The 25053-nt window shown below is 28.5% G+C and carries 26 protein-coding genes; 8 read left to right on the plus strand and 18 right to left on the minus strand.

What is annotated here, in order from left to right; all coding sequences use genetic code 11:
• The first annotated feature begins 97 nt into the window (after positions 1-97).
• Positions 98-2056, plus strand: a complete 1959-nt coding sequence (locus ACKU3H_RS07985; protein ID WP_320036448.1) for a TonB-dependent receptor — start codon at positions 98-100, stop codon at positions 2054-2056.
• A 28-nt stretch (positions 2057-2084) separates the two neighbouring features.
• Here the strand turns inward: ACKU3H_RS07985 and ACKU3H_RS07990 are convergent, their stop codons facing one another.
• Positions 2085-3314, minus strand: a complete 1230-nt coding sequence (locus tag ACKU3H_RS07990; RefSeq protein WP_320036449.1) for an HD domain-containing protein — start codon at positions 3312-3314, stop codon at positions 2085-2087.
• Positions 3301-3429 (minus strand): hypothetical protein, encoded by a 129-nt coding sequence (locus ACKU3H_RS07995; RefSeq protein WP_320036450.1) that lies wholly within the window; start codon positions 3427-3429, stop codon positions 3301-3303. The genes ACKU3H_RS07990 and ACKU3H_RS07995 overlap by 14 nt, the downstream gene beginning before the upstream one ends.
• Before the next feature lie 138 nt (positions 3430-3567).
• Between ACKU3H_RS07995 and ACKU3H_RS08000 the strand changes: the two genes are divergently transcribed.
• Together ACKU3H_RS08000 and ACKU3H_RS08005 are read left to right on the plus strand one after the other, a co-directional pair.
• Positions 3568-4548 carry a phosphatidylglycerol lysyltransferase domain-containing protein gene (locus tag ACKU3H_RS08000; RefSeq protein ID WP_320033324.1) on the plus strand — a complete coding sequence of 327 codons (981 nt, stop codon included), beginning with the start codon at positions 3568-3570 and terminating at the stop codon, positions 4546-4548.
• Positions 4545-4967: an N-acetyltransferase gene (locus ACKU3H_RS08005; protein WP_320033325.1), complete on the plus strand. Its 423-nt coding sequence runs from the start codon at positions 4545-4547 to the stop codon at positions 4965-4967. The genes ACKU3H_RS08000 and ACKU3H_RS08005 overlap by 4 nt, the downstream gene beginning before the upstream one ends.
• A gap of 13 nt (positions 4968-4980) precedes the next feature.
• On the opposite strand, the gene rpiB is transcribed toward ACKU3H_RS08005, so the two are convergent.
• From rpiB to folD, 3 genes are read right to left on the minus strand one after another with little or no spacing between them, the layout of a single operon-like run.
• Positions 4981-5430, minus strand: a complete 450-nt coding sequence (gene rpiB / locus ACKU3H_RS08010) for a ribose 5-phosphate isomerase B (protein WP_320033326.1) — start codon at positions 5428-5430, stop codon at positions 4981-4983.
• On the minus strand, positions 5430-6215 hold the full coding sequence (lepB, locus tag ACKU3H_RS08015) for a signal peptidase I (protein WP_320033327.1): 786 nt from the start codon (positions 6213-6215) through the stop codon (positions 5430-5432). The genes rpiB and lepB overlap by 1 nt, the downstream gene beginning before the upstream one ends.
• Before the next feature lie 4 nt (positions 6216-6219).
• Complete coding sequence (gene folD / locus ACKU3H_RS08020; RefSeq protein ID WP_320033328.1) at positions 6220-7074, minus strand: bifunctional methylenetetrahydrofolate dehydrogenase/methenyltetrahydrofolate cyclohydrolase FolD; 855 nt, start codon at positions 7072-7074, stop codon at positions 6220-6222.
• 110 nt (positions 7075-7184) lie between these two features.
• Here folD and ACKU3H_RS08025 point away from each other — a divergent pair, with 110 nt between their 5' ends.
• From ACKU3H_RS08025 to ACKU3H_RS08045, 5 genes are all read left to right on the plus strand, one after another.
• Positions 7185-7556: a c-type cytochrome gene (locus ACKU3H_RS08025; RefSeq protein WP_320033329.1), complete on the plus strand. Its 372-nt coding sequence runs from the start codon at positions 7185-7187 to the stop codon at positions 7554-7556.
• A 64-nt stretch (positions 7557-7620) separates the two neighbouring features.
• Positions 7621-8157 (plus strand): 50S ribosomal protein L25/general stress protein Ctc, encoded by a 537-nt coding sequence (locus tag ACKU3H_RS08030; RefSeq protein ID WP_320033330.1) that lies wholly within the window; start codon positions 7621-7623, stop codon positions 8155-8157.
• 10 nt (positions 8158-8167) lie between these two features.
• Complete coding sequence (gene pth / locus ACKU3H_RS08035) at positions 8168-8722, plus strand: aminoacyl-tRNA hydrolase (protein ID WP_320033331.1); 555 nt, start codon at positions 8168-8170, stop codon at positions 8720-8722.
• Positions 8723-8724: 2 nt separating this feature from the next.
• Positions 8725-9795, plus strand: coding sequence for an LptF/LptG family permease (locus ACKU3H_RS08040; RefSeq protein WP_320033332.1), 1071 nt, complete (start codon positions 8725-8727; stop codon positions 9793-9795).
• Positions 9795-10238 (plus strand): NUDIX domain-containing protein, encoded by a 444-nt coding sequence (locus ACKU3H_RS08045; RefSeq protein ID WP_320033333.1) that lies wholly within the window; start codon positions 9795-9797, stop codon positions 10236-10238. Before ACKU3H_RS08040 ends, ACKU3H_RS08045 begins: the two co-directional genes overlap by 1 nt.
• Here the strand turns inward: ACKU3H_RS08045 and ACKU3H_RS08050 are convergent.
• The 13 genes from ACKU3H_RS08050 to lysS all read right to left on the minus strand — a co-directional run bounded on the left by ACKU3H_RS08050 (position 10201) and on the right by lysS (position 25033).
• Positions 10201-11217 carry an N-acetylmuramoyl-L-alanine amidase gene (locus ACKU3H_RS08050; protein WP_320033334.1) on the minus strand — a complete coding sequence of 339 codons (1017 nt, stop codon included), beginning with the start codon at positions 11215-11217 and terminating at the stop codon, positions 10201-10203. The two genes, ACKU3H_RS08045 and ACKU3H_RS08050, sit on opposite strands and share 38 nt — an antisense overlap.
• Positions 11218-11575: 358 nt before the next feature.
• On the minus strand, positions 11576-12649 hold the full coding sequence (locus tag ACKU3H_RS08055) for a nitronate monooxygenase (protein ID WP_320033335.1): 1074 nt from the start codon (positions 12647-12649) through the stop codon (positions 11576-11578).
• 10 nt (positions 12650-12659) lie between these two features.
• Complete coding sequence (gene tyrS / locus ACKU3H_RS08060) at positions 12660-13868, minus strand: tyrosine--tRNA ligase (RefSeq protein WP_320033336.1); 1209 nt, start codon at positions 13866-13868, stop codon at positions 12660-12662.
• A 12-nt stretch (positions 13869-13880) separates the two neighbouring features.
• Positions 13881-16019: a RelA/SpoT family protein gene (locus ACKU3H_RS08065; protein WP_320033337.1), complete on the minus strand. Its 2139-nt coding sequence runs from the start codon at positions 16017-16019 to the stop codon at positions 13881-13883.
• Between the two features lie 39 nt (positions 16020-16058).
• Complete coding sequence (locus tag ACKU3H_RS08070) at positions 16059-16277, minus strand: DNA-directed RNA polymerase subunit omega (protein WP_320033338.1); 219 nt, start codon at positions 16275-16277, stop codon at positions 16059-16061.
• Between the two features lie 17 nt (positions 16278-16294).
• On the minus strand, positions 16295-17002 hold the full coding sequence (gene pyrH / locus ACKU3H_RS08075) for a UMP kinase (protein ID WP_320033339.1): 708 nt from the start codon (positions 17000-17002) through the stop codon (positions 16295-16297).
• A 60-nt stretch (positions 17003-17062) separates the two neighbouring features.
• Positions 17063-18130: an AAA family ATPase gene (locus ACKU3H_RS08080; RefSeq protein WP_320033340.1), complete on the minus strand. Its 1068-nt coding sequence runs from the start codon at positions 18128-18130 to the stop codon at positions 17063-17065.
• On the minus strand, positions 18130-19065 hold the full coding sequence (gene pdxA, locus ACKU3H_RS08085) for a 4-hydroxythreonine-4-phosphate dehydrogenase (protein WP_320033341.1): 936 nt from the start codon (positions 19063-19065) through the stop codon (positions 18130-18132). The genes ACKU3H_RS08080 and pdxA overlap by 1 nt, the downstream gene beginning before the upstream one ends.
• Entirely contained in the window at positions 19065-19841 is a 777-nt protein-coding gene (locus ACKU3H_RS08090) for a pyridoxine 5'-phosphate synthase (protein ID WP_320033342.1), read from the minus strand. Before ACKU3H_RS08090 ends, pdxA begins: the two co-directional genes overlap by 1 nt.
• Before the next feature lie 10 nt (positions 19842-19851).
• Entirely contained in the window at positions 19852-21261 is a 1410-nt protein-coding gene (locus tag ACKU3H_RS08095) for an anthranilate synthase component I family protein (RefSeq protein ID WP_320033343.1), read from the minus strand.
• A gap of 15 nt (positions 21262-21276) precedes the next feature.
• Positions 21277-22203: an SPOR domain-containing protein gene (locus ACKU3H_RS08100; protein WP_320033344.1), complete on the minus strand. Its 927-nt coding sequence runs from the start codon at positions 22201-22203 to the stop codon at positions 21277-21279.
• Between the two features lie 29 nt (positions 22204-22232).
• Entirely contained in the window at positions 22233-23495 is a 1263-nt protein-coding gene (locus ACKU3H_RS08105; protein ID WP_320033345.1) for a serine hydroxymethyltransferase, read from the minus strand.
• 20 nt (positions 23496-23515) lie between these two features.
• Positions 23516-25033 carry a lysine--tRNA ligase gene (gene lysS / locus ACKU3H_RS08110; RefSeq protein WP_320033346.1) on the minus strand — a complete coding sequence of 506 codons (1518 nt, stop codon included), beginning with the start codon at positions 25031-25033 and terminating at the stop codon, positions 23516-23518.
• Positions 25034-25053: the final 20 nt, after the last annotated feature.

Raw genomic sequence — 25053 nt, forward strand, 5'->3', positions numbered from 1 at the left:
AAGTATTTTTACAAGCTTTTTCTTAAGCTTAGCTAAAAATTAACACTTAATTAACTTGTTATAAATAAAATATAAAAAATTATTTATAAGGATGAAGATGAAGAAAGTTATAGGTTTGTCGTTTATCTGTGCTTCAGTACTTATTGCACAAGATAGTGTAGATATTGGAACTATATCAGTAGAAGAAAAAGTTAATACAAAAATTGTTAAAAATGTTAGTTCAGAGCAAATAAAATCAGCAGATTTAGCTGAAGCCTTGAGTAAAAATGTACCATCTGTAAGTTTAGTTAGAAGAAGTGGTATTGCAAATGATATTATCTTAAGGGGAGCAAAAAAAGATAATATTAATGTTTTAATAGATGATAGTAAGATTTACGGAGCTTGTCCTAATAGAATGGATCCAACTACCTCTCATATCTTAACAAATAATATTGATAGTATAGAGATTATAGAGGGTCCTTTTGATGTGGAAAACTTTGGTACTTTAAGTGGACTTGTAAAAGTTAAAACTAAAGAGCCAACTGAAAAACTAAGTGGAGATATAAATTTAAATATTGGAAGTTTTGGTTATAGAAAAACTTCATTTAATGTAAGTGGTGGAAATGAATATATAAAATTTTTATTATCAGCTTCAAAAGAGAAATCTGATTCTTATGAAGATGGAGATGGTAATAACTTTTATGAACAACAAGTGTATCATGGTATACCAACTGCAAATAGATATTCTAGTTCAGATTTAGAAGCTTATGATAAGAAAACTCTTCTTGCTAAAACAATTATAAATCTTGATGACAGTTCAGAATTAACTTTGTCATATACAGCAAATAGAAGTGATAATATTTTATACCCAAATACACCAATGGATGCTGATTATGATGATTCAAATATTTATACAGTTGAATATACAAAAAGAGATTTAGGAGAGTTTTCTAAAGAGTTGAATCTTGAATATTACTATTCTGATGTTGACCATCCTATGAGTACTACACTTAGAAATAATGGTGCTATGATGATGACAAATCATATGAAATCTTCAATTTGGGGAACTAAACTAAAAAATAGTTTTGATTTATTTGATGGAACTTTATTAACTGGTTTAGATATGAGTGAAAGAAACTGGAAGGGTAAATACTATAATAAAATGAACTCTTATATTAGAGATTCTATTTCTAGTACAGATACAAAAAACAAAGCAGCTTTTTTAAAGTATGAAAAATCATTTGGAAAATTAGATATAGATATAGGTACAAGATATGATAGAACATCTATAGATACTGAAAATACAACAATGCAAGATAAAGATTATAATGCTTTAAATGGGCATATCTTTGCAGTATATAATTTAGATGAAGATACAAAACTTTTTGCTGGAGTTGGGAAATCTGAAAGGGTACCTGATGCAAGAGAATTGTATATAGTAAGTTCAACAGGAATGGTTCAAGGTAATGATAACTTAGAATCTGTAAAAAACAGAGAAATAGATTTAGGTTTTGAAAAAACTATTGGTGATTTTAATATTAAAACAAAAGTTTTTTATTCTAATTTGGATGATTATATTTATAATATAAATGGAACAACATTTCAAAATATTGATGCAAAAATATATGGTATGGAAGTTTCAGGATATTATCTATTTTCAGAAAATCTAATCTTTGATTATGGAGTATCATATTTAAGAGGTAAAAAAGATGAAGCTATTTTAGGTCAAACTGATAGAGATTTAGCTGAAATACCACCTCTAAAAGGAACTTTATCATTAACTTATGATTTTGGAGTAAGCCAGTTAACTACTCAAATGATTGCCTCAAAAGGTTGGAGTAATTATGATATAGATAATGGAGAACAAGATTTAGGAGCTTATACAGTATTTAATGCAAAGTATAATCATAAAATTAGTAAGAATTTTGATATTACATTAGGTGTTGATAATATATTTGATAAAACATATGCTTCAACAAATACATATAATGATATTAGATATATAGGAGCTGGCAATACTGAGTTATTAAATGACCCAGGAAGATATGCCTATGTAAATTTAAAATTTAGTTTTTAAAAACTTAGATTAAAAGAGATTTTCTCTTTTAATCAAAATCCATCCTAACCTGAGTTTGTCCAGTTGTACAAAACTCTTCATCTATATTTTTAGCTAAAGCACTAAAATCTACACCCTCAATCTCTTTTAAAGATTTCATTATTTGTTTTTTACCATTTACTAATTCTTTTGATTTTATTCCATGTGAAATAGATAAACTAGCTTCAACAAAGGCTGAAAGTTTGTCACATTGTTTTAATGCTTTTCCATCAACTGGATTATATCTATCCATATTATATTTTGAAATATCATCTACAAATTCAACTTTACCATCTTTATAAATTCTATTTGCAAATTCATCTTTAAAATTATCAAACATACCTAAAATATAACAAAACTCTTCGTGGATAAAATCTGGTAGGTTTGGCAGTATCTCTTCATTTATCTTTTTATTTTCATATTCAGCTATGATATCTGATAAATCATCAACAGAGTATTTTACAGGAGTTATTATATCTCTTGTTAAAGCTTCTGGTAAATCATGAAATAGCGAAACAAAAAAGTTGTTTTCTATTCTTTTTTCACAAGCATTTACCTCTAAAGAGTAAAAGTAAGAAAAAATAGCTACAGTTAACATATGCCCTAAAACTGAAGTTTCAGGTATTCTTGGTGTTTGTGCCCATCTTTTTTGAAATCTAAGTCTTCCACTTAAATCAACTATTTTTGCAAGTTTTTTCTTTAAAGCAATTTTTCTAACACCTATTAATTCATAATAATCTTCTAGCTCATCTTCAACACTTTTTTTTACACTTTCAATATCAGAAAGAAAAGTAGAAGTTTGATAAACAATAGAAAACTCCCATCTAGTTGAGAGATATGAGGCAGCTTTTAGTATAAATCTCTCTTTTTTATAGATATTTGGATTGTTTAGGTATTCTTCAAACTTTTGTAAAAACAGTCCATTATCAATTGATGAAATAGATTTTTCAAGATTTGCAATAACCCAAGAGTTAATCTCTTTAGCCCTTTTTTGAAGGGCATTTCTAAATACATCAGGTCTTATATCTGTTACAACTACTCGTCTTAAAAACTCAAATATTCCAGCTTCTATTAGATGGTTATAATTTACATCTGGCTCAAATTTTGCTATAAAATAAGCTATTATAAATTTGTGTGCTTGTTTATCAAGTTCAACCAACTCAACCATTCGTGGATAGTCATTCCATCTTTGAATTGAAGCTGAGGAGAAAATATAATCTATAATTTTAGGATTTATCATTTTTGTCTTCTTTATCTTCTTTATTTGAATCATCAAAAAATATCATTTTTTTACCTAACATCATAAAAGCAGTTACTGTTCCAACTACTACATAAGCTACCCAAGGTTCATGCATGACGACTCTTTTTTTTGTTTTGATTATTCCATAACATTGATAAATAGGCCCTTATAAAATTTTTTTTAAATTTTTGATGCAAAATGAAAAATTAGGTGTATAATTCCGAAAAATATTAATTTAAGGAAAAAGAATTAAATGTCAACTTTGACAATAAGCAACTACACGTTAAAACACTTTGATTTAAAAGCAAAAGAGGTTATGGACAAATATTTAGAACTAATAAATGTAGATGTTAGTGATTATACATTTGCAGGAAATTATATTTGGCTTTCAACTGCTACAGGATTTTATGCGATTGTAAATGATACATTTTGTTTATTTATTTTAAACTCAGGTGAATTAACTATGCTTTTACCTCCAATAGGTAAGAAAGAAAAAACATATGATGCAATTTTACAATGTTTTGAGATAATGAATACTCATAACAGCAATAGAAATTACTCAAAAATTGAGTATGTGCATGAAGATATATTAGAAGGTTTTGTGGATTACTTGGAAGAGGGTACTTTAATATATGAGATGTTAAAAGATTTTATTATAGAGAAGAAGTTAGTTGATTATATTTACAAAGTTGATGATTTAATTGATTTAAAAGGTGATTCTTATAAATCAAAGAGAAATGAGATTAATAAATTTAAAAAAATATACCCAGAACATAAAATTGAAGTTTTAGATATAGATAAACATGGAAAAGCTGTTTTAGATTTATTTAACAAGTGGGTAAAAGATAGAACAACATATATGCCAAAAGAGGAAGTTGAAGTTTTCCTAGATGGTATCTATTTTGAAAGATTTGCTATAAAAAGACTTGTAAATGATTATAAAAATCTTGACATAATAGGTCTTGTTATCTATATTGATGGTGAGGTAAAAGGTTTTACTGTTGGTGAAAAAATTAATGCTAATACAGCAAGTGTTATTATAGAAAAAACAGATTTTGAAGTTTTAGGGTGTGCTCAATTTATTTTTAGAGAGTTTAGTAAAATTTTAAAAGATAAATATAGTGTTGAATATATAAATGTTGGTGATGATATGGGATTTGAAAACCTTAAAAAAGTTAAGATGTCATATAGACCAAATAAATTAGTACCAAAATATACAATATACCAAAAATGAAAATATCAAAAGCTTCTAAAAAAGATATAAAAAAACTTTTTGAGCTAGAAAATAAAGTTTTTAAAGGTGATATTATGATGATGAAACTAAGTAGTTTTTATTATCATGTGGAAAAAAACTTTTTATATAAAGTTGAAGTTGATAAACAAATTGTGGGATATATATTGTGGTTAAAAAGAAAAAGATTTTTTAGACTTTATTCTCTTGCAGTTTTAGAAGAATTTAGAAAATTGGGTCTGGCAACAAAACTGTTAGATTTTAGTTTAGAAAAACTAAAGAAAAAAGATTTGCAACTTGAAGTTAGAGTTTCAAATGAAAAAGCTATAAAACTTTATGAAAAATATGGATTTAAAAAAGTAAAGATTTTAGAGAAGTATTATGAAAATGAGGATGGGGTTTTAATGAGAATGGAAAGATAAACTTTCCTTTCTCTTAAACTCTGCAGCTTCCAAAAAGGTTATTGATTTTATCAACTCTACCTTCGTGTCTTCCACCTTCAAAAGAAGCATTATTCCATGCGTCAACAATAGCTTCAACCATACCATATCCAGAAACTCTTTCTCCCATACATAGTACATTTGCATCATTGTGCTCTCTTGCCATTTTTGCTGAATATTCGTTATGGCAAAGTGCTGCTCTGATTCCATCAAATTTATTTGCAGCCATAGACATACCTATACCTGAACCACAAATTAATATCCCTTTGCTTCCTTCATTTGCAAGTACTTCTTGACATACTTTTGCAGCGAAATCTGGATAATCAACTCTATCTTTTGTAAAAGGACCCATATCTATAACTTCATGTCCTCTTGCTTCAAATAGTTCTTTTACATATGCTTTAATATCAATACCTGCATGGTCTGCACCTATAAAATATTTCATTAATATATTCCCTCTTTATGATTTATTTCTAATTGTTTACCTTCCATATCTTTCTCTATTGAAGATGGTGTTCTAAAAACTCTGTCCCATCTAATCTCTTTATTTTCATCCCAAGAGAAATATATAAACCAAGGCTTTCCTACTATATATTTATATTTAACTGTTCCCCAAAATCTTGAATCATTTGAATGGTCTCTATTATCACCCATCATAAAGAATTCACCTTCAGGGATTTGTATTGGTAACATATCAAATAATTGATAAGGTTGTAAACCATCTCTTGTAACTGCTGGGTCGTTATGAATTCCTGGATGGTCTTTTCTATATGGATCTACAACAAACAGTTTGTCATTTAATTCTACAATTTGATAATCTTTATAATTCTCTTTTACATATTCATTACCTTCACTTGGGTGAAGTAAAAGATGTTTATCTTTTAAAGCGATTATATCTCCACCTGTTGCAACACATCTTTTTACATAATGGATTGAATCATTACCTGGATATCTAAATACTACGATGTCACCTCTTTGAGGTTTATCTCCCTCTATTAGGTGCCCATTATCATTAAAATCAGGTAGTACTTTTACTTCAAGCCAAGGAATTCTAGGAACAGGTATCCCATAAGAGAATTTTTTTACAAAAAGCATATCTCCAATTAGAAGTGAGTTTTTCATACTTCCACTAGGAATAACAAATGCTTGTGCAATAAAAAATATAATTGTAAGTACAATTACAACGGTTCCAGTCCAAGAACTAGACCATCTATAAATTTTTCCTAGCATATCACTACTTTCTTTTATCTCTAAGTTTTGCCGCTTTTACTGTATTTTTAAGTAGCATTCCAATAGTCATTGGTCCAACTCCTCCTGGAACTGGTGTTATAAATGAACATTTATCTTTACAAGCTTCAAAATCAACATCTCCAACAAGTTTCCCTGTATCAAGTCTATTAATTCCTACATCAATAATAATTACACCATCATTTATCATATCTTCTGTTACAAGATTTACCCGTCCAGCTGCAACGATAACTATATCTGCTCTTAAAGTATGAGCTTTTAAGTCTTTTGTTTTTGAGTTGCAAACTTCTACTGTAGCTTTTGCATTTATAAGTAATGATGCCATAGGTTTTCCAACAATATCAGAAGAACCAATTACACATACATTTTTACCAACTAAATCTATGTTGTATTCTTCAAACATTCTCATCACACCAAAAGGAGTTGCAGGTAAAAATGCATCAAGATTTGAAACCATTCTTCCTACATTGTATGGGTGGAAACCATCAACATCTTTTAAAGGATTAATTGCTTCTAAAACTGTAGTTGTATCAATATGTTTTGGAACTGGAAGTTGAACTAAAATACCATCAAGTTTTGGGTCGTTGTTCATTTGCTCAATTAATTCTAATAGCTCTTCTTGAGTAGTAGAGGAATCTCTTTTGTGAACTTCAGAATAGATTCCAGCTGTTTCACAAGCTTTATGTTTACTATTTACATAAGTTGCACTTGCAGCGTCATCCCCAACAAGAACAACTGCTAAACCTGGAGTTATGTTTTTTTCTTGTTTAAGTTCTTCTACTTCAACTCTTACTTCTTCTTTTATTTTATTAGATAAAGATTTACCATCTAGTAGTGTCATTGCTTTATAGCCTCATATATTTTTAATTTTAGGTTGATATAATATCTAAAAAATTTTTATACCACATTAAAATGAAAATCTAATTTGGTGGTATAGTATAAAGGTTGGAATTGAGATTTCTCATTTTTTCACTTTTTTTTGTGACTTCTTTGTTCTCTCAAGAGATAGATAATTCTTTTATTACAAAATTTGAATATGGTGCAATGTTATATGATAATCCAAGGGGAATAGGGTGTGTAAAATGTCATGCAAAAGGTGACAAACCCGTAATCATTGCAAAATATAAAGAAAAAGATAAAAAAGGAAAAAAATTAATAGAAAAATCTATTATAGCCCCAGCCATAAACAATGTAAGTTTTGAAGTTTTTATTGATAAAATGACAGCCGATAAAACAGAATCAAAAATTATGCCAACATATTTTTTAACAGATGAAGAGTTAAAATCTTTATATTACTACATAAAAAATATAAATAAGAAGTAACTTAAACAAAAATTAATATAAATTTAAATATAATCACGCTCTTATTTTAAAACAAAGGAAAGTTATGTTAGAGGGTATCGTAAGAGATAGTATGACAAAACAAGGAACTAAATCTTTAAGAAGAGATGGTTACTTAATTGCAAACATCTACGGAAAAGGTTTAGAAAATATTAATGCTGCATTCAAAACGAATGAATTCATTAAATTTTTAAGAAACAAAACAACAATCGCATTTGATGTAAAAGTTGGTGATAACACACTTAAAGTTGTAGTTCAAGAGTATCAAAAAGATCCTATCACTTCTGATTTATTACATGTTGATTTAATGGTAGCACAACCAGGTGTTGAAACTTCATATAAAGTTCCAGTAACTGTTGAAGGTACTCCAAAAGGTTTAAAAAACAAAGGTCTTTTCATTTTCCATAAGAAAAGAGTTCCAGTAAAATGTACAATTGAAAACTTACCAGAGTCTTTCAACTTACAAATTGCTGACCTTGACACAGGTGATTCAATCTTAATTAGAGATATGGAAATGCCAGAAGGTGTTAAATGTTTCTTAGACCCAAGAGTTCCAGTTGTGGGTGTAATTAAAGCTAAGTAATTAACTTAAAATGCATTTAATTGTTGGTCTTGGTAATATCGGTGAAAAATACGAATTAACAAGACACAATATAGGTTTTTTAGTCATCGATGAGATGACTAAAAGCTTAAATACTTCAAATATAAACAAATCAAACTTCAAAGCTGATGTTTTTAAATCAGGATACAATCTTTTCGTTAAACCAAAAACTTATATGAATCTTTCAGGTGATGCAGTTGTAGCTATAAAAGAGTATTATAAAATCGATATTGAAGATATAATTGTTATTCATGATGATTTAGATTTACCTTTTGGAACTGTAAAGTTTAAAATAGGTGGTGGTCATGGTGGTCATAATGGTTTAAAATCAATAGATTCACATATTGGAAAAGATTATATTAGAGTTAGAATTGGTATTGGAAAACCACTTAATAAAGAAGATGTGGCAAACTATGTCTTATCAAACTTTTCAAAAGAAGAATTAAATAAATTAGAAGGTATAATCTCTCATACTATTTCAGCAATTGATGCACTTAAAAGTGGTGAATCAATTAATGAAGTAAAATCTAAATTTACATTGAAATAAGAATGAGTATACTTACAAAATATATATTAAGAAAATATTTACTTTATTTTATAATTGTTTTAATATCACTTGAACTATTTTTCGTAGGAATGGATTTTTTACAAAATATAAAAAAACTACCTAGTTCTGCAAATTTACAGTTTTTATATTTAATTTATAATAGTTTTTTCACATTAACTTTAACACTTCCACTATCATTAGTTTTTGGTTGGATATTAACACTTGTTATTTTCATTAGAAATAATGAATTGGTTGCATTTACTTCATTGGGTGCAAAAAAGAATCAAATTTTCTCTCCTGTTATTTATATCTCTTTGTTTTTATTGGTATTACAACTTTTTATACAAATGACCCCTTTGGCATACTCTTATGAACAAAAGAAAAAGATTTTAGATGGTAATTATTTTACTAATACAAAATCAGATATATTTCTAAAATATAATGATAATTTTGTATTTTTCAAAAAGCTTTTACCTTTAGAAAAAAGAGCTGAAGGAATACATATTTATAAGGTTCAAAATGATGATATAGTAGAAACAATTATTGCAAAAAAAGCATACTTTCAAAATGATAAATGGTATGTAGTTGATGCAAAAATTGTTAAAAAGCCTAAATATATGAACTTTGAAAGCTCAAAACTTGAAGTTAGATATGAAAAATTTTTAAATACCTTAGATGGATTTAAACCAAAAATTCTTGATAATGTTTATGAAGAAAAAGCAAATTTTTCAATTCTTGATGCTATTTCTGCACTTGATTTATTGTCTAAGCAAGAGATTAATACAGATAGAATTAGAGCCGCTATTTATTATGATACTTTAGTACCATTTTTTATTTTACCTTTAATGTTTGTGATTTTTGTTTTTGTCTCATATAATAGAAGATTTTTTAACATGGGTACATTTACTTCTATGTCAATATTTGCTACACTTGTTATCTGGGGTGTGTTTTTTATGCTTCATAAGTTTTCAAATAGTGGTGTTATGAAACCAGAACTCTCATTGCTTTTACCTATGGTAATTTGGTTTATTGTTTCATATATAATTTATAGAAAAAAAAGTAGAGTGTTATAATGACTAAAATAAATGCTTATGGTATTGTATTATATAAAATAGAAAAAGATTCCATAAAAATATTATTATGTAAATCTGTTAAGAGTAGAGATAAATGGGGCTGTTTAAAAGGTATGCAAGTTTCAAATGAAACTCCTAAAGAGTGTGCTAAAAGAGAGTTCTATGAGGAATCATCAATTAAAGTAGAAACTTATCTTTTTGAAGAATATTTTGAACAAAAGAATGATGAAAAAAATGTAGGAGTTTGGTTAGTAAATACTGTAAAAATACCAAACCTTAGAAACTATTTTTTTGAAGATAAACTTTTAGATAATTATCTTTCTTGGGAAAATTCAAAAGTTAAATTTTTTGATTTAAAAGATCTTCCCTCTATAAAGAAAAAACAAAAACATCTATTAAAACAAATTAAGGATTTTTTGCAAAATAAGAATCAACACCATTAGCAATACCAACTGCTAATGCTTCTTGATATCTTTTATTAAAAAGTCTTTTCCCCTCTTTTTTATGTGTGATATAACCTATCTCAATTAGTACTGATGGCATTTGTGCTCCAACAAGTACCCAAAATGGTCCTTCTCTAACACCACTATCTACAACATCTTTATGTATCTTTCTTGCACTATAAAGCATATTTTTTTGTATATCAATTGAAAGTTTATGTGAAGCAGTTATTCTTGGTCTGTTTAATGATTCTAAAAAAGCTTTTTTAGAAGATCCACTCATTTTTCTTATATCTGATTTATTTTCAAGTGCAGCAACTCTTTTAGCTCTTGCACTTCTTGCTGGACTTAAGAAAAAAGTTTCAATACCTTGAAGTTTATCAACTTTTGATTTATGTGCTGCATTTGCATGAATAGAGATAAATATATCAGCTTTCTTCTTATTTGCTAGTACTGTTCTGTTTCTAACTTTGATAAATCTATCACTGTTTCTTGTAATATAAACTTTATATCCTCTTCTTTTTAAGGCATCTTCTAAGTATTTCATTACATCAAATACAGCATATTTTTCATACATCTTTTTTCCACGTCCAATTGCACCAGAATCTTTTCCACCATGACCAGCATCTAAAACAACTACTTTATTTAATCCTGGTTTGTATACTTTTGGAGATTTTGAAACTTTTACACTGTTTTTTATATTATTTTCTTTTACATCTAATACTTTTAATACAACTCTATTATTGTTTGTAAAATAGATAGTTTTTAAATTTTTATTATCTTCAAAAAGTATTCTAAGTGTATTTGGGTCTTCTTGTTTAATTACAATTTGATTAACACCATTTATAGATAGTTTTGTTGGATAAGCATCTTTGAAACTTCCTTTTATATCATAAATATCTTGATAGCCATTTTTAACTTTTTTTTCTTGAAATCTTACAAAGTCTTTATTAACTTTTGTTTTAAAATCAATAATAATCATATTATTTCTATCTTCAACAGATTTTATAGTATATTTAGAGTTATCTGATATTGTTCTAATTACTGGTTTAGTAATTTTTTTAGTTTGAGCTATTTTAATAGGTTCAATTTTTCTTACTTTAGCTACTGAACCATTATATTTTTTTAATTCTTTTTCATATTTTGATACATCTTTATTTAACTTTTTCCCTGTATAAATTAAAGTTTTAAGATTTTTGATTTCACTATCGCGATTATTATTTAAAACTGCTTTTAGATAGCCTATTCTTGCTTGGGAAAAATCTTCACTAAGACTAGCAAAAGCAGTTGTAGAGATTGAAAAAATTAAAATTATTAGAAGAAAAAAATTTTTAAAAATTTTATTCTCCTTTTGTAAGTTTTTCCATTAACTCATGAACTGAGATCACTTTATCTATTTTATATCCATTTGAACCAGTAAAGAAAAGTCCTGTGTCTCTATCTCCTTGATAAGCTGCTCCTAGTCTATCTGCAATACAATATCCAACTAGTTTAGCTTCTACTCCTCTATTACATGGAGCAACACAGTTAGAGATACAAACAACTTTTGGTGCAGTTCCATCTTCAATTGATTTTTGTAAGTTTGTTCTAACACCTCTTGCTGGTAATCCAACAGGAGATTTCATTAGTTTAATATCATCTTCTTTTGCATCTAGTAATATTTTTTTGAATTCAGCATCTGCATCACACTCAAATGTACCAATAAATCTTGTTGCCATTTGTACTCCAGAACATCCCATATCCATATATTTATCAATATCGGTTTTGTCCCAAATACCACCAGCAGCAATTATAGGAGGATTGTTCCAATTTTTTGCTTCTTCAATAACTTCTGGTACAATATTTTCTAATTGGTATTCTTCTTGAAAACATTGTTCATAAGTAAAACCTTGGTGTCCACCAGATTTTGGACCTTCAACAATTACTGCATCAGGAAGTTTGTTATATCTTTTCCATTTTTTACAAATAAGTTTTAAAGCTCTTGCACTTGAAACAATAGGAATTAAAGCTACATCTGGAAAATCTTTTGTAAATTCAGGCATGTTTGTAGGAAGTCCAGCACCTGTTATAATAATATTAATACCTGCTTCACAAGCATCTTTTACAATTCTTCCATAATCATTACATGCATAAAGTATATTACAAGCTAAAGGAGAATCCCCACAAATTTTTCTTGCATTTTTAATTATTGTAGTTAAGGCATCTTTTGAATAAAAGTTTAGAACATCTACTGGCTTATCTTTTTTAGTTTTAATTTCATATTCATCACTTTTATAATAACCAGTTCCAACTCCAGAAATTACTCCTAATCCTCCTTCAAGACTAACAGTTCCTGCTAATTTGTCCCAGCTTATTCCAACACCCATTCCACCTTGGATAATTGGGTGTTTTATTTCATATTTTCCTATTTTCAAAATTGCCCTTTTATTTTATTATTATCTTAGCGAAACTTTTTTTACCTTTTTGTAAAATATATTCACCCGCATCTAAATTTAGTTTCTCATCATTTACTTTTTCTTGATTAATACTAACAGCATTTGCCTTTACATCACGTCTAGCTTGCGAAGTTGAATTAACAAGTTTAGAATCAACTAAAGCTTGACATAGCCAAATACCAGCTTCCATTTCATATTCTGGCATATCAGTTGGGATATCTTTTTTTGCAAATACTTTTTCAAATTCTACTTTTGCAATTTGCCCTTGTCCTTGCCCATGAAATCTGTCAACAATCTCCATTGCTAACTCTTCTTTAACTTTTTTAGGATGTAAGCTTCCATCTTCAACACCAGTTTGAAGCTCTTCAATCTCTTTTAATGATTTTGTTGAAAGAAGTTCATAATATCTCCACATCAACTCATCTGAAATTGAAAGTGTTTTACCAAACATATCATTTGGTGCATCTGTAACTCCAATATAGTTACCTAAAGATTTAGACATTTTTTGAACCCCATCTAAACCTTCTAATATAGGCATCATTAATACAGCTTGTTGTTTTCCTGTATTATATGCTTTTTGTAAAGTTCTTCCCATAAGAAGATTAAATTTTTGGTCTGTTCCACCAAGTTCAATATCAGTTCCCATAGCAACAGAATCATAACCTTGAAGTAGAGGATAAGTAAATTCACTAACTGCTATTGGAGTATTTGTGGCATATCTTTTTGAAAAATCATCTCTTTCTAACATTCTAGCAACTGTTAAATTTGAAGCAAGAGAGATAAGTCCACCTGTACCTAACTCTTTTAACCATTTTGAATTGAACTTAACTTCTGTTTTTTCAGGATCTAAGATTTTAAATACTTGGTCTTTATAGCTTTGAGCATTTTCTAAAACCTGATCTTCACTTAAAACTTTTCTTGTTTCACTTTTTCCAGTTGGATCTCCAATTGTTGCTGTAAAATCTCCAATTAAAAATTGAACAATTCCACCAAATTTTTGAAATGTTGCCATTTTTTGAATTAATACAGTGTGTCCTAAGTGTAAATCTGGAGCAGTTGGATCAAATCCAGCTTTTACATAAAAATTTTCACCCTTTTCATAATAGTTTCTAATTAATTTTTCAATTCCTTCAATATCAATTATTTCTGCAGTTCCTCTTTGTATTTCTGCAAGGGCTTCTTTTACTTTCTCTTCCATTTATCCTCTTTTTTATTTATTATATGCATCTTTTTTTGAGAAAAATTCAATAACTTTTGCTTTTTTCTCTATGATTTTTCTTACCTCTTCTACATTTGAGATATTTATTTCAAACTCTATATCACAATATTGTCTGTAGGAGTGTTTTTCTCTACCATAATCCACAGATAAGATATATCCTTCATATTGGCTCATATAAGATAGTAATCTAGATAATTCACCTTTAGTATTTGGTAAACTAACAACCATTTTGTATTGATAAAGTGTATCTACGGTCCACTTACAAAATAACATAGGTTCATTACTCATAATTTGTTTATAAGCCTTGTCACACATTTTATGATGAATTACAGCTTTATTCCCATCTTTAAAAGCTACAATTTCATCAGCAAATTTGGGATGACAACAGTGGTCAAATGATACAGAATTAATACTAAAATTTGAATATAAAATCATATTATCAAATTTAAATTTTTTGATTTTACTAGTATATATTTTAAATCTAGCTACAAATCCTCTATCTTGAATGATTTTTTTCTCAATTTCATGTTTAACATGCTTAAAGTAGTCAATAATTTGGGGCACTTTATATAGTGAATCAAACTTGTAAACAGCTGTAACTTTATCCATATATTTTGAAAAAACAGTATTAATTATATTTCTACCTGTTAATTCATCAATCTCTTTTAATCTTTGTGAACATAAAAATCTAATCTGTTTTTTTGCTCTATTTGTTTTTACCATGTCAATCCAAGAACATCTAGGAATTGCATAATCAACTGTTTTGATTGAAACAATGTCTGAACTATGAAGTTCAGTTAATAATGGTTTTTTGATTTTATTTATATAACACTCTACTGCATTTTTCCCAACATCTGTGTGAACAGCATAGGCAAAATCATAAGCTGTTGAACCTCTTGGTAAATTAAAAGTGTCTCCATGTGGTGAGTATACTACAATCTCTTCTGAGTATAGATTATCTTTTGTATCTTGATAAAACTCTTCCACATTGTCATTTGAGTATTCTAAAGATTTTAGCCAATTTAGATTTGGTTGATGTTTTAAACCACTTTTATATTTCCAGTGTGCGGCAATACCATATTCAGCAACTTTATTCATCTCAAAAGTTCTAATTTGTACTTCATAAATCTTTGAATTGTAAAATACTGTTGTATGTATAGTTTGATAACCATTCTCTTTTGGAGTTGAAACATAATCTTTAAACCTAGATATTAAAGGTTTATAAGCTAAGTGTAAAAATCCTAAGACTTTATAACAATCAATATCTTCAGGAACTAAAATTCTAATTGCAAGAAGGTCAAGAATCTCATCAATTGTTACACCTTTTCTTTGCATCTTTAGATATATAGAATAGTAGTGTTTTATTCTACTGTTAATTTGCACAGTATTTAAATCAAAACCATTTTTTTCTAAAACTTGTTTTGTTGAAGATATAAATTTATTAAAAGTTAATTGAATAGCATGTTGATGCTCAATCATAAAGTCGTCAATTTTTTTATACTCTTCTGGATAGATGTAATAAAATGCTAAATCTTCAAGGGTATTTTTAACTGTAGAGATACCAAGTCTATGTGCAATTGGAACATAAACAACAAGTGTTTCTTCTGCTATTCTTTTTTGTTTATTTTCTGGAAGTGCTGAAAGTGTTAACATGTTGTGAAGTCTATCACAAAGTTTGACAATTAAAACTCTTACATCATCAATTGAAGCAATTAACATTTTTCTAAATGTCATAGCTGAAGATATTAGTTTTTTGTTTGAATCTGATGGTGGTAATTCATGCTCTCTAATAGCATCAATTTTAGTTAATCCATCAACCATATGGGCAACATTGTCACCCCAGTTTTCCCTAACAAAGTCTAAAGTATATTCAGTGTCTTCCACAACATCATGAAGTAATGCAGTAGCAATAATATCTTCATCTTTAGAAAAGTGAGATACAACAGTCGCAACAAGAATAGGGTGTATTACATAAGGTTCGCCACTTTTTCTAAATTGACCCTCGTGAGCTTTAATTGCAAAATCAATTATACTCTCAAGTTTTTGGCTTACTTTTGTTTCTTTATGTAGTAGTGCAATAGCATCATCCAAAGTATTAATACTTTGAACTTTTAAAATAAACGGATCCATATAAGTACCTAAATTAGTAATAAAGCAAAAGCTTTACTACTAATCTTTATGAACTAAACCTTCGATTTTTAAAACACCAGTTGCAATCTCGTCAATTGCAATATCAGTATATTTCATATTTTGCGTATTTTTATCAAGTAATGGTTTAGCTCCTTTACTTAATTCATCTGCTCTTTGTCCCACAGCAATAGCTAAAATATATCTGTCATTGTTTACTTTTTTTAAAGCTTGTGACATTCTTTCTTCTAATCTCATCATTAAAATTCCTTATTTTTTTATTTTACAATTGAACACTTACTATGATCACCATTGATAATCTTTAGTAGGTTTCCTTTTTCATTCATATTTGCTACAACTATAGGAAGTTTATTATCTTTTGCTAATGCAATTGCTGTATCATCCATAACTTTGATATGGTCTTCCAATGCTTGATCGTAACTTATTTGATCTAATTTAACAGCATCGCTATATTTCATAGGATCTTTATTATAAACACCATCAACTTTAGTTGCTTTAATTAACATACATGCGTCAATTTCAGTTGCTCTAAGTGTTGCTGCTGTATCTGTAGTAAAGTAAGGGTTTCCTGTACCAGCACTAAATATTACAACTCTTCCTTTTTGTAAATGTCTTGTAGCTCTTCTTACAATGTAAGGTTCAGCTATTTGTTCCATTTTAATTGCAGTTTGTAGTCTTGCAGAAAGTCCTTTATGTTCTAAAGCTTCTTGCATAGCAACACCATTGATAACTGTTGCTAACATACCCATATAATCTGCACTTGTTCTTTTAATAACACCATCAGCTGCTGCAGTAACGCCTCTAATGATATTTCCACCACCTATAACAATTCCAACTTCAATATTATTATCAACTAACTCTTTGATCTCATTACCAATGTAGTCTAAAATCTGAGTGTCAATACCATATCCATCTGTACCAGCTAGTGCTTCACCAGAAAATTTTACAAGTACTCTCTTTCTCATTTATGTCCTTTTGTAGTTGTGCGATTTTATCTAAAATATTCTAAAAAAAAAGTTAATAGTTTAACCTAATGCCCATTCATAGAAAGGTAAAACATTTATTTTTAACTCTTTCGAGTTTATAACTTCATTGTTTGATACAGTAATAATATTAATCTCTTTTATATGGTATTCTAAAGCTGTTTTTTTTATTTTTTTAAGTTGAGCTTGCATAAGTATTGAATTAAAAAATGGTATAGATACTATTCCTATATCTTTTTTAGGGATATAAAAATCGATATAATCTAGATAAAATATCTCTTCTTGTTTATTTAACAATTCTTGAAAAATAATATTAGTAAATTCATTTTTAAATTTCTTTTTATGGCTTGTTGCACTAAAAAAAGCACTATTATATAAATAGATTTTTTTTACGGCTTTTTCTTGATTATATTTAGATATAAAATAAATAATAAAATTTTCTTCTAATAATTTACACTGTTCATAAAATTTATCTTTTGATATTTTCATTTTGGATTTAAGGGAAAGATATAATTGATTTAAAGATTTTTTTTCATCTATATTAAAAATTAATATTTTAAGAATCTCTTCTGAAGTTTTATCTTCAAAAATAAGTTTGATTATATTTTGTAACTCTTTAAATATCCTGAAGTCAGGAGTTTGAGGTGTTTGTGGAAGATTTCCATATTTCAAAAAACTATTAAAGTTATGAGTAATATTTTGATTTCTTTTATCATGTAATAGGTACTCTTCAAAATCTAAAGGATTAACTTTTATAGTCTTATAACCTTTCATGTTTTTTTGTATTTTTGAAGTTATTATTACACTATCACAAAAAGGTATTTTAATATCGAATAAAAAATTTTCTAATACTATAACTTTTATATTATTTCTAAAAACATACTCTTCTAGGTTTTGGGCAATCTCTTCTTTCTCATTTCTATAATCATCAAAATCTATATAAAGGTATTCTTTTGATTTAAAATTTGATAAATAATCATAAATGAGAAAACTTTTTCCAACTTTAGGTGCTCCTAAAAGTATGGTTTTAGGATGAGTTATTTTTGATTTTCTTTCTATAAAATTTATTTTTGTAAATTCAAGCTCATGACAAAATTCTAAAGATGTCATTATTTTCTATCTTGTAACTCAATGGCCTCTTTGATTGCATTTATATAACTTTTACAATTTAGTTTTCTATTCTTTTCATAAGCTATATCAAATGCAGTTCCATGGTCAACAGAGGTTCTTACGATTGGTAGATTTAAACTTACATTAATACTTTCATCAAAATATAGTGCTTTTAAAGGTGCTAAGCCTTGGTCATGATACATTGCAACAAAATACTTAAAGTTTTTTCTTGAAGCTTTTGAAAAGGCTGTATCAGGTACTAGTGGACCTTTAAAAATATCTTTTTCAAGTTTCTTATTAGCATTTTTTATGGCTTTAAATATTTCAACCTCTTCATTCCCTAAAACGCCGTTATCACTCGCATGGGGATTTAGAGCTAAAACACCAATCCTTTCACTATTTACACTTTTATAAAAGTCAAGTAAAAATTGAGTTAGTGTTTCTTCTTCAATAGATTTTGCAACTTTTTTTAAAGGTATATGTTCTGTATATAAAGAAACAAAAAGCTTTTTACAACCTAACATCATAATTGCATTTTTGCCAAAAAAGTCTCTTAATACTTCAGTATGGCCTTTGTATTTTATTTTGGCTTTATTCCAAGCTTCTTTGTTTATTGGTAAGGTTGCAATTGCATCAACTTTATTTTTATTTGCTAAGTTTATTGCTTCATTAAAAGAATCATAAGAATATTTCCCACTTTTTCTTGAAACTTTTCCTGGCTTTATTTCAAAGTCACCTTTTACGTCATAAGTTTTAAAATCTTTTGGAATCTTAATTCCAAGTATTTTAGCTGCTTGGTTTAACATAGTTTTATTTATGCAGTAAAGGGGAGTACAATATTTAGAAATCTTTTCGTGGGAAATTAGTGCAATCTCTACACCTATACCATTTAAATCACCTATTGAGATTGCAATAGTTGGTTTAATGTGTTCCATTACAGTAAATCTTTCATATCAATAATTGCTTTTTCTAAACCTGTAAATACCGATCTTGCAATAATACTTTGTCCTATATTTAATTCTTCTATTGCTTTTATAGAAGTTATTTGAGTAACATTTTGATAGTTAAGTCCATGTCCTGCTGCAACTTTTAGATTTAAATCTTGAGCTTTTAAAGCTGCTTTTTTAATCTCTTTTCTGCTTTTTTCTAATAGTTTTTTTAATTCATCTCTTGGAAGTTCTAATTCTTTGATTGTATGGTGTGTATTTGCTAGATTACTATAAAGCATTGCATAGATATTTGCAAATGATCCGGTATGTAGTTCAACCCATTCTACATTTAGTTTTGAAGAGGCTTCAATCATTTGTTTATTTGGGTCAATGAATAACGAAACCTCAATACCATTTTTATGAAGTTTTTTAACTGCTTTTTCAATTTTATCAAAGTATTTGATTAAATCTAATCCACCTTCAGTTGTTACTTCTTCTCTTTTTTCTGGAACTAGTGTTGCTCTCATTGGTTTTAAATTACAAACTATATCAATGATCTCTTCATCTATTGCACATTCTAAATTTACTGGAAGAGGTGAAAGTTTACAAATAATCTCAGCATCTTTATCATGTATATGTCTTCTATCTTCTCTTAAATGTATTGTAATCTGATCTGCATCTGCTATTTTACAAATAGAGATTGCATCTAGTGGATTAGGGTCATTTATTTTTCTTGCTTCCCTTAAAACTGCAATATGATCAATATTTACTCCAAGTAACAAAACTATTCCTTTATGATAAATCTTTTAATGTTGAAATATTAGCTGCAAGTTTATTTTGCACTTCTAAAAATTCAAGTTCTGGTTGGCTATCTGCAACAACTCCTGCACCTGCTTGGAAAATAACTTTATCTTTTGTAAGCATAGTTGTTCTAATAGTAATTGCACTATCCATATTTCCATCAAATCCAAAATAGGCAATACTTCCTGAATAAAAATTTCTTTTTATCCCTTCAAATTGAGCAATAAGTTCCATCGCTCTAATCTTAGGTGCTCCTGTCATAGTTCCTGCTGTAAATGTTGCTGCAAATAGGTCAAACATATCGTATTTGTCATCAATTTTTGCTTCCACATCTGAAACCATATGCATAACATGAGAATATCTTTCAACTCTCATAAGTTCAGTTGCTTTAACAGTTCCTGGTTTTGCAACTCTACCCACATCATTTCTTCCAAGATCAACAAGCATAATATGTTCTGCTCTTTCTTTATCATCACCTATCATCTCTTGTTCTAGTTCTAAATCTCTGTCAAGATTTTTTCCTCTTTTTCTTGTTCCTGCAATGGGTCTTAAAAGTATATGACCATCTACTAGTCTTACCATAACTTCCGGTGAACTTCCTGCAATAGAGAAGTCTTCAAACTCTAAAAAGAAAAGATAAGGGCTAGGATTTTTACTTCTAAGGGCTCTATAAAAACTTAAGTGATCAACTCTTGCTTGTTGTACGAATCTGTTTGACATAAGTATTTGAAAAACATCTCCTGATCTAATCATTTCTTTAGATTTTTCAACCATATCAAAAAACTCTTTTTTTGTATAGTTAAATTTACCCTCATCAAAAAGTTCAGCTTTTTTTAGTGGAGTGAAACTATATGGAGTTAAAAGTTCAAGTTCAATTTTTTCTAAATCTTCTGCTTTTTCTTCTAAAGAAGTAACCATTACAAGTTTTGAAGTTTTATGTGAGAATCCAAGGATTATATTTGGTCTGATTAGGTCTAAATCTGGAATATGAAGTTGGTCTTCTAAATCATTCATATATTTTTTTAATACAGGTTCAAACTCTTTACCTATATCATAACCAACATTCCCAATAAAACCATCAATTAGTCCAATTCCTAACTCTTCAGATTTTTGTTTGAAAAACTCTTTATCTATTGATTTATAATATTTTTGTAAAAACTTTAAAGGATTAGATTCTACTTGGCTAATCTCTTTTTTTTCATTTTTATAATAACAAATACCATCTTCATACCAAACTCGTTCCCTATCACCTATTACAATATATGAGTAGTTTCCATCTGCTGAATTGATTGTACTTTCAAATAAAAATGTTATTTCGTTTTTATATATATTTTTAACTTTTTCGTAGATCGAAACAGGAGTGAATTGATCTAGAAAAAGTTCTTTAGAAAAAAATTGCATTTATTAGATACCTTATTAATATGTTAATATGAATGCACCAGTCACATTTAAATCTCTTTTAATGTTATCTGTTGCATTTTTTGCTTGTCCTCTTGAAGAGTATGGTCCTATTAAAACTTTATGGAAAACTTTTCCATTTATTGAAACTTTATATACTTTATATGAAAAACCTTTAGATTTAATAGTATTTAAATATTCAGCACTAGGCATCTTAGAAAAAGCACCAATTTGAACAAAAGTTCCTTTTGGTTTTGTAGTAATAGCACTAGTAGATGATGAGATGGCATTTTGTATAACTTTTGGTTGAGTTTTTTTAACTGCTGGTTTTTTCTCAACTACTTTTTTAGGTGGTGTTGGTTTTATCTCTTCTTTTACATTAAAAACATCAGGTTTAGATTCTTCAACTTTAGCCTCTTCAACTAACTCTTTTTGTTCAATTTTTTCAAGACTTAAATTTTCATCCACTTTTTCTTCAGCTTGAGCTTCTTTCTCTTTTTCTTCTTTAATGTTTTTTAATTTCTCATTGATGATTTTTTGATACTGTTCTTCTATATTTTCATTACCAATACTATTTTCAGTATTACTTGAACTATCTTTTGTAAATGAATCATTTGATGTAGAATCATTAGTTAAAAGGCGAATAATTATTATAGTCAATAAAAAAAGAATTACAAGTATTAATCCTAAAACAAGATATTTCTTTTTACTTTGTTCATTAGAAGTATTTTTACCTAGCATTATATCACTATATTCCCTTTCCTCTTGAATCTCAATCTCTCTATCAAGTTGACTTTGAGAAGGAGAGGGTTGTTGTGGTTGTGGTACCTCTTGTTGTTCAAAGCTAGACTCATTGTTTTTTATCTCATTAAGTCTCTCTTCAATCTCACTTTTTTCTTGTTTTAATTGAACTTTCTTTATAAAATCTTCGCCTCTAATTTCCATAAAATATCCTTAATACTTTTTGGTCTTATTTAGTAAGTTGATTTGCTGTAAATTACAAAATCCCTAGCTAACTCTTTAAGTTCTTGTTTAATCTTAGCTTGTAAGTCTGTGTTGTTGATATCATCTAATACATCACAAATTTTATTTGCTATAAACGTAAACTCTTCCTCTTTCATACCTCTTGCAGTTAGAGCTGGTGAACCAATTCTAATCCCTGAAGTTACAAATGGGCTTCTTGTTTCACCTGGTACTGTATTTTTATTTACAGTAATACCTGCATTTCCTAATGCTGCATCTGCATCTTTACCTGAAAACTCTTTATTTAAAAATGATACTAATACTAAGTGATTATCTGTTCCATCTGATACTATATCATATCCTCTTGACATCATCACTTCACCAAGTACTTTTGCGTTTGCTTTTACTTGTTTTGCGTAATCTTTCCAAGCTGGATCTAATATCTCTTTAAATGCTACTGCTTTTGCTGCCATTACATGTACAAGTGGTCCACCTTGTGTTCCTGGGAAAATTGCAGAGTTTATTTTTTTAGATATCTCTTCATCATTACACATTATCATACCACCTCTTGGACCTCTTAGAGTCTTATGAGTTGTAGTTGTTACTACATCTGCGTAAGGAAATGGGCTTGGGTGTTCACCAGCAGCTACTAGACCAGCAATATGAGCGATATCTGCAAAAAGGTAAGCACCAACTGCATCTGCTATTTCTCTAAATTTAGCAAAGTCAATCTCTCTTGCATAAGCAGATGCTCCGCAAACGATTATTTTTGGTTGTACTATTTGAGCTATTTCCATAACTTTATCATAGTTTATTCTTCCATCTAATTCTACACCATAGTAGAATGCTTGGTAGTTTTTACCAGAAAATGATGGTTTAGAACCATGAGTTAAATGTCCACCATGAGAAAGATCCATACCAAGGATTTTATCACCTGCTTTAATTAATGCTGCGTATACTGCACCATTTGCTTGTGATCCTGAGTGTGGTTGTACATTTGCGTAATTACATCCAAAGATTTCGCATGCTCTATCTATTGCTAGTTGTTCTGCTTTATCTGCAAATTCACATCCACCGTAGTATCTTTTATATGGGTATCCTTCTGCGTATTTATTTGTAAATACTGAACCCATTGTTTCCATTACAGCAGGAGACGTGAAGTTCTCACTTGCTATCATCTCTAGGTGGTCTGTTTGTCTTTGTAGTTCTGCTTCTACTATATCAAATATCTCTTTATCTGCTTCTTCTAATCTTCTCTCATTTATAAAGCTCATTTGTAAACTCCTGTATTCTTTTATTCTTCATCTTCGTTAATATCGAAGTTTTCTTCTTTTAATGGTTTCATTGCTGGGAATAATAGTACATCTCTAATAGAGTGTTCATTAGTAAGCATCATAACTAATCTATCTATTCCAATCCCTTGTCCAGCAGTTGGAGCCATACCGTAAGATAAAGCATTTACAAAATCTTTATCCATCTCATGTGCTTCATCATCACCACTATCTTTTGCAGCCATTTGCCCTTCAAATCTCTCAAGTTGATCAAGAGGGTCATTTAACTCACTAAAGGCATTTGCAATCTCTTTCCCTGCAATAAATAGTTCAAATCTGTCAGTTAAGTGTGGTTTCTCATCGCTTCTTCTAGCTAATGGAGAAATCTCAACTGGATATTCTGTAATAAATGTTGGGTTGATTAATTTAGCTTCAACAAACTCATCAAAAAGTTCCCCTTGAAGTTGTCCTAAATTCATATTTTCATTTACTTCTAAATTTTTCTCTTTTAAGAAAGCTATGATTTTTTCTTTATCTTCTGTAATATCAGCAGGAACTCCACCAATTGATGTTAAAGATTCGATTAATGGAACTTCACTAAATTTAGAGAAATCAATTTTTAAATCACCATAAGGAAGTACTGTTGGTAAATCTAAATTATCAAATAAGTATTCAAAATACTCTTTTGTTAGTTCAATTAAATCTTTATATGTTTTATATGCCCAGTAAAATTCAATAGAAGTAAACTCAGGATTGTGTGTTGCATCCATACCTTCATTTCTAAAATTTCTATTGATTTCAAATACTGCTTCAAATCCACCAACAATAAGTCTTTTTAAATATAATTCTGGTGCAATTCTTAAAAATCTATCTACACCTAAAGCGTTATGGTGAGTAACAAATGGTTTTGCATTTGCTCCACCTGCAATTGGGTGCATCATTGGAGTTTCAACTTCTAAGAAACCTTTTGATTCAAAAAATCTTCTAGTAAGTGAGATAACTTTTGATCTTACATGGAAAGTTTTTCTAACTTCTGAGTTCATGATTAAATCTAAGTATCTTTGTCTATATCTTAACTCTTTATCTTGAATACCGTGGTATTTTTCTGGTAATGGAGAGATTGATTTTGTTAAAATTTTTAAATCATGTACATGTAAAGACAGCTCACCTTTATTTGTAATAAATGGATAACCACTTACTTCAAGGATATCTCCAACTTCAACACTTTTTTTGAAAATTTCGTTATAAAAACCTTCTGGTAGATTATCCCTTGCAACATAGATTTGTAATATTCCACTCTCATCTTCTATTTTAAGAAATGAGGCTTTACCCATAAGTCTAAAAAATTTAATTCTTCCTGCAACTGTATATTCTCTATTTTCGTCTCTTTTCTCTTCTGTTTGAAAAAGATCACTATTTACATTTAAATATTTTGAAATAGTTGTATTCCTTGAAGACTCATTTGAGTAAGGATTAACACCTTTTTCTCTTAAAAAATTTGCTTTGTCTATTCTTTGTTGTATATATTTATTTTCAAACAATCTTTAATTCCTTTAAAACT

Source organism: Halarcobacter sp. (assembly GCF_963675975.1).
In the GTDB taxonomy this organism is placed as follows: Bacteria; Campylobacterota; Campylobacteria; order Campylobacterales; family Arcobacteraceae; genus Halarcobacter.

Excerpts from the sequence above, each read along its gene's own strand:
- ACKU3H_RS07985 (WP_320036448.1), top strand. The coding sequence starts at position 98 with ATGAAGAAAGTTATAGGTTTGTCGTTTATCTGTGCTTCAGTACTTATT.
- ACKU3H_RS07990 (WP_320036449.1), bottom strand. The coding sequence starts at position 3,314 with ATGATAAATCCTAAAATTATAGATTATATTTTCTCCTCAGCTTCAATT.
- ACKU3H_RS07995 (WP_320036450.1), bottom strand. The coding sequence starts at position 3,429 with ATGCATGAACCTTGGGTAGCTTATGTAGTAGTTGGAACAGTAACTGCT.
- ACKU3H_RS08000 (WP_320033324.1), top strand. The coding sequence starts at position 3,568 with ATGTCAACTTTGACAATAAGCAACTACACGTTAAAACACTTTGATTTA.
- ACKU3H_RS08005 (WP_320033325.1), top strand. The coding sequence starts at position 4,545 with ATGAAAATATCAAAAGCTTCTAAAAAAGATATAAAAAAACTTTTTGAG.
- rpiB (WP_320033326.1), bottom strand. The coding sequence starts at position 5,430 with ATGAAATATTTTATAGGTGCAGACCATGCAGGTATTGATATTAAAGCA.
- lepB (WP_320033327.1), bottom strand. The coding sequence starts at position 6,215 with ATGCTAGGAAAAATTTATAGATGGTCTAGTTCTTGGACTGGAACCGTT.
- folD (WP_320033328.1), bottom strand. The coding sequence starts at position 7,074 with ATGACACTACTAGATGGTAAATCTTTATCTAATAAAATAAAAGAAGAA.
- ACKU3H_RS08030 (WP_320033330.1), top strand. The coding sequence starts at position 7,621 with ATGTTAGAGGGTATCGTAAGAGATAGTATGACAAAACAAGGAACTAAA.
- pth (WP_320033331.1), top strand. The coding sequence starts at position 8,168 with ATGCATTTAATTGTTGGTCTTGGTAATATCGGTGAAAAATACGAATTA.
- ACKU3H_RS08040 (WP_320033332.1), top strand. The coding sequence starts at position 8,725 with ATGAGTATACTTACAAAATATATATTAAGAAAATATTTACTTTATTTT.
- ACKU3H_RS08045 (WP_320033333.1), top strand. The coding sequence starts at position 9,795 with ATGACTAAAATAAATGCTTATGGTATTGTATTATATAAAATAGAAAAA.
- ACKU3H_RS08050 (WP_320033334.1), bottom strand. The coding sequence starts at position 11,217 with ATGATTATTATTGATTTTAAAACAAAAGTTAATAAAGACTTTGTAAGA.
- tyrS (WP_320033336.1), bottom strand. The coding sequence starts at position 13,868 with ATGGAAGAGAAAGTAAAAGAAGCCCTTGCAGAAATACAAAGAGGAACT.
- ACKU3H_RS08065 (WP_320033337.1), bottom strand. The coding sequence starts at position 16,019 with ATGGATCCGTTTATTTTAAAAGTTCAAAGTATTAATACTTTGGATGAT.
- ACKU3H_RS08070 (WP_320033338.1), bottom strand. The coding sequence starts at position 16,277 with ATGATGAGATTAGAAGAAAGAATGTCACAAGCTTTAAAAAAAGTAAAC.
- pyrH (WP_320033339.1), bottom strand. The coding sequence starts at position 17,002 with ATGAGAAAGAGAGTACTTGTAAAATTTTCTGGTGAAGCACTAGCTGGT.
- ACKU3H_RS08080 (WP_320033340.1), bottom strand. The coding sequence starts at position 18,130 with ATGACATCTTTAGAATTTTGTCATGAGCTTGAATTTACAAAAATAAAT.
- pdxA (WP_320033341.1), bottom strand. The coding sequence starts at position 19,065 with ATGGAACACATTAAACCAACTATTGCAATCTCAATAGGTGATTTAAAT.
- ACKU3H_RS08095 (WP_320033343.1), bottom strand. The coding sequence starts at position 21,261 with ATGCAATTTTTTTCTAAAGAACTTTTTCTAGATCAATTCACTCCTGTT.
- ACKU3H_RS08100 (WP_320033344.1), bottom strand. The coding sequence starts at position 22,203 with ATGGAAATTAGAGGCGAAGATTTTATAAAGAAAGTTCAATTAAAACAA.
- ACKU3H_RS08105 (WP_320033345.1), bottom strand. The coding sequence starts at position 23,495 with ATGAGCTTTATAAATGAGAGAAGATTAGAAGAAGCAGATAAAGAGATA.